Origin of the sequence: Aliidiomarina sp. (assembly GCF_047920995.1) — a bacterium.
Classification (GTDB): Bacteria; Pseudomonadota; Gammaproteobacteria; order Enterobacterales; family Alteromonadaceae; genus Aliidiomarina.
Window position 1 is genome coordinate 19,075 of sequence record NZ_JBLRWZ010000012.1, and the last position, 11,787, is coordinate 30,861.

General features: G+C 48.5%; 11 protein-coding genes. 1 reads left to right on the top strand and 10 read right to left on the bottom strand.

Annotated elements, in window-relative coordinates:
• Window positions 1–28 precede the first annotated feature (28 nt).
• Window positions 29–958: a M23 family metallopeptidase gene (locus tag ACNA7P_RS04810; RefSeq protein ID WP_416257479.1), complete on the bottom strand. Its 930-nt coding sequence runs from the start codon at window positions 956–958 to the stop codon at window positions 29–31.
• A gap of 33 nt (window positions 959–991) precedes the next feature.
• Here ACNA7P_RS04810 and ACNA7P_RS04815 point away from each other — a divergent pair, with 33 nt between their 5' ends.
• Window positions 992–1,297 carry a DciA family protein gene (locus tag ACNA7P_RS04815; protein ID WP_416257480.1) on the top strand — a complete coding sequence of 102 codons (306 nt, stop codon included), beginning with the start codon at window positions 992–994 and terminating at the stop codon, window positions 1,295–1,297.
• A gap of 35 nt (window positions 1,298–1,332) precedes the next feature.
• Here the strand turns inward: ACNA7P_RS04815 and lpxC are convergent, their stop codons facing one another.
• The 9 genes from lpxC to murD form a co-directional block, all read right to left on the bottom strand.
• Window positions 1,333–2,247, bottom strand: coding sequence for a UDP-3-O-acyl-N-acetylglucosamine deacetylase (gene lpxC / locus ACNA7P_RS04820; protein ID WP_416257481.1), 915 nt, complete (start codon window positions 2,245–2,247; stop codon window positions 1,333–1,335).
• 109 nt (window positions 2,248–2,356) lie between these two features.
• Window positions 2,357–3,517, bottom strand: coding sequence for a cell division protein FtsZ (gene ftsZ / locus ACNA7P_RS04825; protein ID WP_416257521.1), 1,161 nt, complete (start codon window positions 3,515–3,517; stop codon window positions 2,357–2,359).
• Window positions 3,518–3,591: 74 nt separating this feature from the next.
• Window positions 3,592–4,800: a cell division protein FtsA gene (gene ftsA, locus ACNA7P_RS04830; RefSeq protein WP_416257522.1), complete on the bottom strand. Its 1,209-nt coding sequence runs from the start codon at window positions 4,798–4,800 to the stop codon at window positions 3,592–3,594.
• A 95-nt stretch (window positions 4,801–4,895) separates the two neighbouring features.
• On the bottom strand, window positions 4,896–5,651 hold the full coding sequence (locus ACNA7P_RS04835; RefSeq protein ID WP_416257482.1) for a cell division protein FtsQ/DivIB: 756 nt from the start codon (window positions 5,649–5,651) through the stop codon (window positions 4,896–4,898).
• A gap of 3 nt (window positions 5,652–5,654) precedes the next feature.
• A complete protein-coding gene (locus ACNA7P_RS04840) occupies window positions 5,655–6,593 on the bottom strand; it encodes a D-alanine--D-alanine ligase (RefSeq protein ID WP_416257483.1) in 939 nt (312 codons plus the stop codon).
• Window positions 6,590–8,056 (bottom strand): UDP-N-acetylmuramate--L-alanine ligase, encoded by a 1,467-nt coding sequence (murC, locus tag ACNA7P_RS04845; RefSeq protein WP_416257484.1) that lies wholly within the window; start codon window positions 8,054–8,056, stop codon window positions 6,590–6,592. Before murC ends, ACNA7P_RS04840 begins: the two co-directional genes overlap by 4 nt.
• Window positions 8,053–9,183 carry an undecaprenyldiphospho-muramoylpentapeptide beta-N-acetylglucosaminyltransferase gene (gene murG / locus ACNA7P_RS04850; protein ID WP_416257485.1) on the bottom strand — a complete coding sequence of 377 codons (1,131 nt, stop codon included), beginning with the start codon at window positions 9,181–9,183 and terminating at the stop codon, window positions 8,053–8,055. Before murG ends, murC begins: the two co-directional genes overlap by 4 nt.
• Window positions 9,180–10,445 carry a putative lipid II flippase FtsW gene (ftsW, locus tag ACNA7P_RS04855; protein ID WP_416257486.1) on the bottom strand — a complete coding sequence of 422 codons (1,266 nt, stop codon included), beginning with the start codon at window positions 10,443–10,445 and terminating at the stop codon, window positions 9,180–9,182. The genes murG and ftsW overlap by 4 nt, the downstream gene beginning before the upstream one ends.
• Entirely contained in the window at window positions 10,432–11,787 is a 1,356-nt protein-coding gene (murD, locus tag ACNA7P_RS04860) for a UDP-N-acetylmuramoyl-L-alanine--D-glutamate ligase (protein ID WP_416257487.1), read from the bottom strand. Before murD ends, ftsW begins: the two co-directional genes overlap by 14 nt.

The following is an 11,787-nucleotide window of genomic DNA, read 5'->3' on the forward strand; positions in this document are numbered from 1 at the left end:
GGTGCCGATTGCTGCGCCCTGGTAATACTTACTCGCCCGGCGATTGCCGAAATACGAAGCGAGATGGGTTTACGTGTTGCCCATTTTCCAAGATTTCATAATGTACATGTGGGCCTGTAGATCGCCCTACCGTGCCTACTTCTGCAATTTGTTGGCCGCGGGTAACCACATCCCCTACTTGCACATTTATGGCTCGCATATGTGCGTAACGGGTGCGAATACCAGCGCCATGATCAATTTCTACTAGTTTACCATATCCTGCGCGTCTTCCGGCGAAAGCAACAATTCCGGCTCCGGTGGCAATAATCGGCGAACCTTCTGGCGCTGCAAAATCGATACCGCGGTGCATTGATGGATTGCCATGGAATGGATCTTTGCGCAAACCATACTGCGAAGAAAGCCATCCTTCTTGTATTGGCCGCCCAGCAATGAAACGCTCTTCTTCTATATGGTGATTCAGCATCACAGATTCAAGGAGGCGTAGTTGTTTTTGTCGGCTCGCTAATTGTTCTAGTACCGAATCGATATCGGTAAGCAACTGGTGATCGTTTACTACTGGCCATTCGCCAAGCACTTGATCAGGGCCTCCCACGGGTAAGCTCTGATTAAAATTAAACTCGCTGGTATCTACTTGAGCGGCCGAAGCTAAACGCTGGCCTAAAGCTTCCAAACGCATGATTTGCGCCTGCAATTCGCCAAGCTTCATGGTCATTGCGGTTAACTCACGCTGAGCTTGGCCACGCACTTCTTGCACGGCCTCGGATTGCATGGCTAACGACATTTGCTTAGATTTAATGCGCTCTTGGTTTACTAAGGTATTGCGTTCCATTCCTTGCCAAGGCTGCACATATGCCACCGATAGGAACGCAGAAATCGCCAATAACGATAATAAACGGCGCTTTGTGAAGCGCAGCTTAAAACGAATTTTCTCACCGCGGTAAATTATTGCTAAACTCATGCAATTCCCTGACCTAAAAGTATACTTATTGCAATGCTGAAAAAAACACCCAAATCTGTGCAGGAGCTTCTATCTGGAAGCACTCTTGCACGTTTACAAGCAACTGATGCGAAACACTCACGCCTACAAACAATGTGGGGCCAAACAGTGCCTGCTGATCTTGCTGCCAACTCGCGCTGTTTTTCAGTACAAGGACAAACCCTTGTAGTTTATGCTCGCAGTGGCGCTTGGGCCACGCGAATACGTTTACTACAAACGCATATTATGCGGAAATTCAATGAATATCCAGACGCGCAGGTGCGCAGCCTTGATATTCAAATTAAACCCACGCTTGAATAGCAAAAAAGCCGCTTACAAAGTAGCGGCCTTTCCTGTTATGCCATCACCGGGCTGAGGTAACTAATTGGTGCCTCTGCGGCCGGTTCTTCAAATGTTGTGAACTCCCACGCTTCTTGCTGTTGCATGAGCGCCACTAACAATTTGTTGTTCAGCGCATGCCCTGATTTAAAGGCTCTTAGGTGGCCTAAAATACTGTGGCCGCCCATATACAAATCACCTACTGCATCGAGAATTTTATGTTTTACAAATTCATCGTCGTAACGCAGGCCATCGGTATTGAGTATTCTAAATTCATCGAGCACTACTGCGTTATCGAAACCGCCACCTAATGCTAGGTTGTTGGCTCGCAGGTATTCAATATCTTTCATGAAACCAAACGTACGGGCACGGCTGATATCACGAATAAAATTCTGGCTGCTGAAATCCATGGATACTACTTGATTGGTATCAGCAATTGCCGGGTGGTCGAAATCGATAGCGAAGTCGATTTTAAAGCCGTGGTGGGGTAACAACTCGGCCCATTTATCGTCTTCTTCTACACGAATTGGCTTCTTCACCTTAATAAAGCGTTTGGCTTTTGCTTGCTCTTGAATACCAGCAGATTGCAGCAAGTAAATAAATGGGTGGGCACTGCCGTCCATAATCGGAATCTCATGGGAATCTACTTCCACGATAAGATTGTCGATACCCATTCCTGCTACTGCAGCAAGCAAATGCTCTACAGTGGAGATACGCACGTTGTCGTCGTTAATTAAACACGTACACATACGCGTATCTTTCACCAATTCAGGTGATGCCTTAATTTCTACCATAGGGCTCAGATCAGACCTACGGAACACAATGCCCGTGTCTGGCGCAGCTGGACGCAGCACTAGATTGACTTTATTGCCTTTATGCAAGCCAACTCCAGTGGTAGCAATCATCTGTTTGATGGTGCGCTGTTTAATCATACTGAACCCTCCTTCAGCAAATTGGCCGAATACTATACCAAATGGTAGAGCACTGGTCAATCCAGTTTGCTATAAACACCTTCTCTGCCAAGCGATTCCTCGTTACCGATTAATCAGCTTGGCGGCGCAAAAACGCTGGTATGTCTAAAATGTCTGGTTCGCCAGTTTTACGCGCTGGTTTTTCTTCCAGCTCAAAATCGATATCCTCTTCGATTTTCGGCGCTGTAGCTTGGCGCTGTGAATAGCCACCGCCACTTGCACGCGTAGCTGGTGCATCAGATTTTTTCTCAACTAAGGAGATATCTGGCTTACGCTCTGCGCCGATACCAGTAGCAACTACCGTAACGCGCATTTCATCAGACATTTCCATGTCGATTACCGTACCTACGATTACCGTTGCATTCTCAGATGCGAATGAGCGAATTACGCTACCCACCGTTTCGAATTCATCGATGCCCATATCCATACCCGCAGTAACGTTTACTAATACGCCGCGCGCGCCAGAAAGATCGATATCTTCCAATAATGGGCTGTTAATCGCCATTTGTGCCGCTTCTTGTGCACGATCTGGGCCACTTGCTACGCCAGTACCCATCATTGCAGTGCCCATTTCACGCATAACGGCTTGCACATCAGCAAAATCGACGTTGATTAAACCTTGGCGAGTAATGAGATCGGCAATACCCTGCACTGCACCCATTAATACGTTGTTCGCTGCACCAAATGCATCTAACAACGAAGTGCCTTTACCTAACACTTTCAGCAATTTTTCATTTGGAATCGTGATTAATGAATCCACGTGCTTGCTGAGCTGAGCAATACCTTCTTCGGCAGCAGCCATCCGTTTTTTACCTTCAAACGGGAATGGCTTGGTTACTACCGCAATGGTAAGAATACCCAATTCTTTGGCAATTTCTGCTACCACTGGAGCGGCACCAGTACCAGTACCACCGCCCATGCCTGCAGCGATGAAGATCATATCTGCACCTTCCAGTTCGCGAGCGATTTGCTCACGATTCTCTTCAGCAGAGATACGGCCAATTTCTGGGTTCGCACCAGCACCTAAGCCTTTGGTTACTTCATTACCCAATTGCACAATTACATCAGCATCGTGCTTACGCAGAGCTTGTGCATCGGTATTGGCAGCAATGAATTTCACACCTTCAATATGCTGAGCAACCATGTGCTGAACAGCGTTACCGCCGCCACCACCTACGCCGATAACTTTTATTACTGCATCGGCTTCGAAATCATCCTTTAATTCAAACATATTCATAATCGTTACCTCTCCACTTACCCGTATTTTCTGTTGTTACCCCAAAAAAAGCAAAGTTTCTTATTGATTTAAAACTCGCCTTTGAACCAACTCTGTATTCGCTGTAACCAATGTGGTTTATGCGAGCGTTGATTCTCGGCTTCTTGGTCTGCTATTTGCAGCTGACCAAATCGCAGCAAACCCACTCCTGTAGAGTACTCCGGGTCACTTACGTAATCACTTAAGCCTTTAATGCCAATCGGCGAACCGAGCCGAACTGGCATCTGAAATATCTCTTCGGCAAACTCTACTGCACCTTCCATTTTTGCCGTGCCGCCGGTAAGTACTACACCCGCTGCAATTTGTTCCTCTAAACCGCTGCCATAAATTTCATCACGCACCAGTTCAAATAGTTCTTGGTAGCGCGGTTCTACTACTTCAGCCAAGGTATGCCGAGACATTGAGCGCGCTGGCCGGCCACCTACCGATGGCACTTCAATATTGTCTTCCATGCTTACCATTTGCCGCAGCGCACAAGCGTATTGCACTTTAATTTCTTCTGCGTGGCTTAATGGCGTGCGGAAGATTTTTGCGATATCGCTAGTTACTTGGTTACCCGCTACTGGAATTACTGCGGTATGGCGCAGTACGCCACCGGAAAAAATACTGATATCAATGGTGCCCGCGCCCATATCTACCAACGCTACACCAAGCTCTTTCTCATCATCAGTTAGCGCAGCATGGCTAGAAGCGAGTGCCGAGAACACCAAGCTTTCTACTCGCAAATCACAGCGCTCTACCGCTTTTACGATGTTGCGCGCCATATCATTGGCGCAGGTAATAATATGTACCCGCGCTTCCATACGAACGCCCGACATGCCCACTGGGCTTTTAATACTTTCTTGTGAATCAATCACAAATTCTTGCGGTAACACATGCAAAATGCGGCGTTCTTGGGCAATAGGTACTGATTTTGCAGCATGAATTACGCTATCTACATCATCAGGCGTTACTTCTGCATCATTAATCGGCACCATGCCATCTTCATTCTGGCAGCCAATGTGGCGCCCAGAAATATTCAAATACACGGTAGAAACGTTACAATCGGCCATCAACTCAGCTTCGTTTACGGCACGTTGAATTGATTGCACTACGAGGTTTAAATCATTTACCCCGCCTTTATCCATTCCGCGCGCTGGGGTTACGCCCACGCCGATAACGTTCAGCTCACCCGCTGGTAAAATTTCGCCGATCAGTGCGGTAACCTTGCTGGTACCCACATCGAGGCTAACGATCATATTGTCTGTTTCTGATTTTGCGATCACAGCTCTCTCACCTATCTATTACGTTAGTTAGTAACGTATCACCGTACGTGTATTTTCATGGGTTACCATTACTCTGGCTCTTCTTCATGCCAACCTATGGCAACCCCGGTGTCGTAGCGCAAATCTGCATACGCTATGGCCCGTTCGCTTTCTGCTTTAATCAACGGATACAAATCTAAAAACCGTTGAATACGTTCCAATCGTGCTTCTCTACCGAGTTGCAATTCGATGCCATTGTTCAGCCATACTCGAATCGCAAAACGTTCACTTAATTCAATGCGGCGAATTTGCAGATCATGAATGCCTAATAATCCAGAAATTCGCTGATACTGCCGCAATACCTCTGTTTCTGCCGTTTTCGGGCCGGTAAACTCAGGTACCGTGCCCTTTATTAACGCTGGGTCTGCCGAAAACACTTCCCCTTGGCGATTAATAATCCACTCGTGGTTCCAAATGGCGATGGGCTCTTGCTCCACCAGAAACACCCGCAACCGCTGTGGCCATTCTTTTCGTACTGAAGCTGAATATGCCCAAGGCAATGCTTCAATACGTTGGCGAATCTCATCTACATCGGCGGTGAAAAAGCTGCCTACTTCACCACTTAATATCGCCTCGCGCACATCACTATCACTGGTAAATGCCCGCTCGCCCTGAATAATTACACCTTCCAGTGGCACTTGCTCGGCATCGGTTACCCACTGCAATAACTGATAACTACCAATCACCAAGCCCAGCACAATCACCAAGAACACTGCTATACCTGTTACAAACTCCCACCGGCTTGGCTCTGCTGTAACGTTCTTGTGCGCTTCTGCCTTGGCCATGAATTATGCATCCACTGTGGTTGCCAGAACCTCGAGCACTAAATCTGTGAACGAAAGCCCAACTTCACGAGCGGCCATAGGCACTAAACTTTTCGCGGTCATTCCTGGCACAGTGTTCAGTTCTAATAACTGCAATTCACCGTGCCCATTCATCATTAAATCAACTCGTCCCCAGCCTTCAGCGCCTACCGCAAAAAAGGCTGCCGTTGCCAGCGCGCGTACTTCTTGTTCCTGCTCTGCAGAAAGTTCTGCCGGACAAATATATTGCGTTGTATTATCTTGATACTTGGCCGCATAATCATAAAATGCGTGCGGCGTTTGCACTTTAATGGCTGGTAATGCTTGCGTACCAAGAATCGCCACGGTGTATTCTGGGCCACTCAACCAAGCCTCTACCAGCATATCGCTATCAAATTCTGCTGCCGCAGCAAGCGCTGCTGCTAGTTCTTCAGCGTTGCGCGCCATACCCATACCGATACTGCTACCTTCATGGGCTGGCTTCACCATTACTTGGCCGCCAAGCTCAGCCAATAATTGCTCGCAATCTACTGCGCCCATTTGCGAGCTTTGCACCGTTATCGAAGGTGCAGTTGGCAAGCTCATGCCTTTCCATAACGCTTTGGTGCGGCCTTTATCCATACTGAGTGCACAAGCCATAATGCCGCTGCCGGTGTACGGTAAGCCCAAGGTTTCTAATGCCCCTTGAATTTGCCCATCTTCGCCACCGCGGCCATGTAAAGCGATAAATACTCGGTTTACACCCATGCCTACTAAATCAGCTAGGGGCTGCTGTGCTGGATCAAATAGCACTGCATTTACACCCGCATTTTGTAATGCTTCATGCACTGCAGCACCTGAACGCAGCGATACTTCGCGCTCAGCAGAATTCCCACCGGCTAAAACGGCTACTTTGCCAAATTCAGCTACCGAGTGTTTACTCATTCTGCGCCCTCATATGCTTGCATGCGCTCGCGATCCAGTTGCAATTCGTTCAGTATTTTTGCTAAACCACCCACATTACCGGCCCCTTGGGTAAGCACGATATCGCCGGGCTGAATTAATTCGGCAAGGCGCTCGGGAAGCTGGCTTACATCTTTCACATATACCGGCTCTACTTTGCCCCGTTGCCGAATAGAACGACACAACGAACGGCTATCCGCGTTGGCAACCACTTCCTCGCCTGCTGAATACACTTCCAGCATCAGTAAGGCATCTACTTCACTAAGTACATCTACAAAATCTTCATACAAATCACGCGTGCGGCTGTAGCGATGTGGCTGAAAGCACATTACTAAACGGCGCTCTGGCCAACCGGCACGAATAGCTGCCACCGTTGCCGCCACCTCAGATGGGTGATGGCCATAATCATCGATAAGCAAGGCATCGCCATCATTACAAGCAAAGCTGCCGTATTGCTGGAATCTTCGGCCAATACCCTCAAACTTCGCTAATGCTTTGACAATCGCCTGATCTTCAATGCCTTCATCGGTAGCTACAGCGATAGCTGCTAGCGCATTCAAGGCGTTGTGCTTGCCTGGTAAATTCAGCTCAATAGCGAGTGGTTCGCGGCCTTTACGCAGCACCACAAACTGGCTTTGATTACCTACTTGGCGATAGGTAGTGGCCCGCACATCAGCATTTTCGGAAAACCCGTAAGTAGTAATTTGCCGACCCACGCGCGTTAGCAGCCCAGTAATGGTGTCGTCATCAATACACATTACTGCTAAGCCGTAGAACGGCAAGTTGTGCAAGAATTCGATATAGGTATCTTGCATACGATTGAAATCGCCCGCATAGGTATCCATATGGTCGGCTTCAATATTGGTTACCACAGCTACCATCGGCTGCAAATGCAAGAACGACGCATCACTCTCATCGGCCTCGGCAATCAAGTACTTGCTATTGCCCAAACGTGCATTAGTGCCCGCACTATTCAGCAAGCCGCCAATCACAAAAGTTGGATCAAGCTCTGCTTCCGCAAAAATACTGGCAATCAAGCTGGTGGTGGTTGTTTTGCCATGGGTTCCTGAAATAGCGATGCCATGGCGAAAACGCATCAGTTCGGCCAGCATTTCTGCCCGCCGCACCACTGGAATCAATAACCGCTGCGCTTCTACTAATTCTGGGTTATCCGCTTTTATCGCGGTAGACACTACAATTACGCTCGCTTTTGCCACATGCTCAGCCGCATGGCCGATAGCAATCTTGGCGCCGAACTGGCGTAACCTTAATGTGCTCGGGTTTTCCGCAATATCTGAACCGGAAATTTGATACCCTTGGTTGAGCAACACCTCTGCAATACCCGCCATACCCGCACCGCCAATCCCCACAAAGTGGATGCAGCGTACGCGGCGCATTTCTGGCACGTTAACAATGGTGAAAGCTTGCTCTTTAGCAACCGTCATAAACTCGTTTGCTCCGTTTTTGAATGTGCTGCCGGCTCTGCCTGCAGCTCGATATATTCATTACACACCGCCACAATATGGGCAGTAGCATTTGGCTCTGCAGCTTTTAAAGCCTGCGCATGCATGATGGTTAACCGCTCGGGTTCAGCTACTAAGTCTGCTAGCTGCTCAAGCAACCACTGCGCCGTTAAATCTTGTTGTTGGATCAATAATGCTGCACCGGCTTCACTTAACACCTTGGCATTTTCAGTTTGGTGATCGTCTACCGCATAGGGGTAAGGCACCAAAATGGCGGCTTTACCTGCACAGGCTAACTCAGCAACCGTAAGTGCTCCTGCGCGGCAAATAACGATATCCGCAGCCGTATAAGCCGCTGCCATATCGGTGATAAAATCACTTACCTGCACATTTACCGCTGTATTCTTCTGAGCTTGTTCATAGGCTGCAGCCACTGCTGCCGCATTACCTTTACCTGCTTGGTGTTGCACATTCACCGAGCCGCCTTGCCAATTTGCTAAGGCTGCCGGTAGCAAGGTATTCAAGTACGCCGCACCTAAACTGCCCCCCACAACCAAAATATTTAAAGCTGCCGCAGTATTACGTGTGTTGGCCACCGTGTTATCCAGATCGGTAATTTCTGCCCGCACTGGATTACCTACTAATTCACCCTGCGCTAAAAACTGCTGCGCTCGCGAAAAGCCGAGCAGGGTACGCGTTGCAAAGCGCGCAAGCAACTTGTTTGTAAGCCCCGGAATAGCATTTTGCTCATGAATAATAAGCGGTGTTTTCAAGCTCCATGCTGCAACTCCCGCAGGCCCAGCGGTATAGCCACCAAAGCCTAGTACTAAATCGGGTTTTTCTTGTTTTAACAACGCTCTGCAACGGCGAATACTTGCCAATAATTTAAAAGGCGCTAACAACAAACTAAGTTTGCTTTTGCCCCGCAATGCTTGTTGTTGCATGCCAATAAAGCGATAGCCATGGGCGGGCACTAATTCCGCTTCCATGCGATCTGTAGTACCTAGCCAAGTAATTTGATGGCCCTGCTCTTTTAATATTGCCGCAACCGCCAAGGCTGGGAATACGTGGCCGCCTGTGCCGCCCGCGCTAATTAAAACGTGGCTCATCGGGCACCTCCGCGGGTTTTACGTTTATTGCGCTGCGGAGTTTGGGCTGCTTCACCTGCTGAACGAATAAGGCGATATCCGGTGCGCACCTCGTAATCAATGCGCAGTAACAATGCTACCGCTACCAAACTTACTAATAAGCTACTGCCGCCATAACTTACCAACGGCATCGTTAAGCCTTTGGTTGGAATTAAGCCTGAGGCTGCACCCATGTTCACACCCACTTGGAAGGCAAACCAAATGCCGATACCTTGGGCCAAATAACCGGAGAATGGCCGCTTTTGGCGCAACGCGCGCTGGCCTAACAATAATGCTTTTAGCACGAGCACGAAGGAAAGCCCGATAATTAAAGTAATGCCAACAAAGCCGAGCTCCTCGCCTACTACCGACAAAATGAAATCAGTATGTGCTTCGGGCAAATATTGTAATTTCTGTACGCTATTGCCTAAACCTTGGCCAAACCAATCACCGCGGCCAAATGCCATGAGCGATTGGGTGAGTTGATAGCCACTATTGAATGGGTCATCCCATGGATCCATAAAAGATGTTACCCGCGCCATCCGGTAGGGCTCGAAAATAATCAGTAGTACGAAGGCCACGAGCAAAGTAACTACCAGCGCGAAGAACTGGAATAACCTTGCACCGGCAACCCACAATAAGCCAACCGCGGTAACCCCAAGTACAATTACCGACCCTAAATCGGGTTGCATCAAAATCAATATGGTAAGAATGCCAAGTACAAACAGCGCTTTCATAAAGCCGCGCCAGTTTCTGCGCACTTCGTCGTAACGGCGATCTAAGTAGCTGGCCATGTAAATAACAAAAAATAGTTTCGCAAATTCGGCTACTTGTAGCGTAAATGGGCCAACCTTCAACCAGCGCGTAGCACCATTTACCGTATGCCCTGCCGCCAACACAGCGATCAGCATGGCAATAGCCAACAAACACAAAGTGCCGCTAATTTGCTGCCATTTCGCCACCGGAATCATGGCAACAATCACCGCGAGGCTAATACCTAGCACCATGTATATGCTGTGGCGAATTAAGAAATAAAACGGGTTGCCTGTTAAGCGTTCGGCTACTGGTAGTGAAGCAGAAGCTACCATCACCAAACCAATACCCATTAACAGCGCCGCAAGCCACAATAACTGGCGATCATATAGCTGATAGCTGGTGTTGTTTTGAAACAACCCAGCAAATTGCTGCCACAAATTGCTTTGGGCGCGAATTTCTAGTTCTAATTGCGGTTCAGCTGAGCGCATACCATGCCTCCACCGCTTTTTTGAACTGCGCACCACGATCGGCGTAGTTCTTAAACATATCTAAACTGGCACAGGCCGGAGATAGCAGCACCATGCTATTTGGCGTAGCTACTTTCGCGGCATAGGCTACGGCCTCGTTTAAGCTTTGCACTTGCCGGCTATTCGCTTTCAGTTCAGCGATTTTGCCACCATCACGGCCTAGCGTAATTAATTCATCTACCTGCGATAACGCAGGTTCTAGCACTACTAAATCGGCGCCTTTAGCATCACCACCCGCAATCAAGATCAGCTTGCCGGTAACGGCTGGGCGCATGCCCTCAATAGCAGCAATAGCCGCGCCAGGATTGGTAGCTTTGGAATCATCAATCCAAGTTACTTGATTAAACTCACCAATGCGCTCACAGCGGTGTGGTAACGATTGATAGCCAGTAATACCTGCGATTGCAGCAATCATGTTCAACCCTAACGCTTGCGCTAGGGCTAATGCTGCTTGCACATTCAGCAGGTTATGCACGCCAGTTAGCGGCAATTCATTAGCGAATAAAATCGGATGATTATCGTAAGTGATTGCTAACTCACTACCAGTGCGGGTAATGCCGTATCCTTTCGCAGCATCACTGCTACCAAAGCTAATTTGTTGCATACCTTTCTTGCGAAAAAGAGGTTTTGTTTTTTCATCATCACGATTCCAGATACACATTTCTGTGCTCTGATAAATACGATGCTTGGCCCGCTCGTACGAGCGCTCATCATCGTAGCGATCCAAATGATCAGAACTAATATTCAAAATCGTGGCGGCTTTTAACTGCAAACTTTGTACGAGCTCTAGTTGAAAGCTGGAGAGCTCAAGCACGAAGCAATCGGCCGGTTCCGCATCAGGGAGTAAACAATCTAAAACCGGAATACCAATATTCCCAGCAGCAATCGCCTGTACGCCGTTTTCGCGCAAGATATGGGTAGTTAAATTCACCACGGTAGATTTACCGTTCGAACCGGTTACACCCACTACAGGCACAGTAACTTGCCACGCAAATAGCTCGATATCCGAGATCATCACCACGCCCGCATCGGCAGCCATTTCTATAAAGGTTTGTCGGCGATCAATGCCTGGGCTTACCAACAACAGATCCGCTTGCAGTAAGTGCTCAAGCTGCAAATCGCCGAAATAGCATTCCGCTTGCGCTACCAGTTCCGGAGCTTGCTCTGCTCCCGGCGGAGTTGCGCGGGTATCCAATACGATTGGGCGAATCCCTTGCGCCAGCAAATAACGCACACACGACATACCGGTTACGCCGAAGCCTAATACCGTAATCGTTTTATAGTGTGCTAATTGCTGTTGCAT

Bases quoted from the DNA above. Each gene is read 5' to 3' on its own strand.
- ACNA7P_RS04835 (WP_416257482.1), bottom strand. From the start codon at position 5,651: ATGGCCAAGGCAGAAGCGCACAAGAACGTTACAGCAGAGCCAAGCCGG.
- murC (WP_416257484.1), bottom strand. From the start codon at position 8,056: ATGACGGTTGCTAAAGAGCAAGCTTTCACCATTGTTAACGTGCCAGAA.
- lpxC (WP_416257481.1), bottom strand. From the start codon at position 2,247: ATGATTAAACAGCGCACCATCAAACAGATGATTGCTACCACTGGAGTT.
- murD (WP_416257487.1), bottom strand. From the start codon at position 11,787: ATGCAACAGCAATTAGCACACTATAAAACGATTACGGTATTAGGCTTC.
- ftsA (WP_416257522.1), bottom strand. From the start codon at position 4,800: ATGATCGTTAGCCTCGATGTGGGTACCAGCAAGGTTACCGCACTGATC.
- ftsZ (WP_416257521.1), bottom strand. From the start codon at position 3,517: ATGTTTGAATTAAAGGATGATTTCGAAGCCGATGCAGTAATAAAAGTT.
- ACNA7P_RS04840 (WP_416257483.1), bottom strand. From the start codon at position 6,593: ATGAGTAAACACTCGGTAGCTGAATTTGGCAAAGTAGCCGTTTTAGCC.
- ACNA7P_RS04815 (WP_416257480.1), top strand. From the start codon at position 992: ATGCTGAAAAAAACACCCAAATCTGTGCAGGAGCTTCTATCTGGAAGC.
- ACNA7P_RS04810 (WP_416257479.1), bottom strand. From the start codon at position 958: ATGAGTTTAGCAATAATTTACCGCGGTGAGAAAATTCGTTTTAAGCTG.
- ftsW (WP_416257486.1), bottom strand. From the start codon at position 10,445: ATGCGCTCAGCTGAACCGCAATTAGAACTAGAAATTCGCGCCCAAAGC.
- murG (WP_416257485.1), bottom strand. From the start codon at position 9,183: ATGAGCCACGTTTTAATTAGCGCGGGCGGCACAGGCGGCCACGTATTC.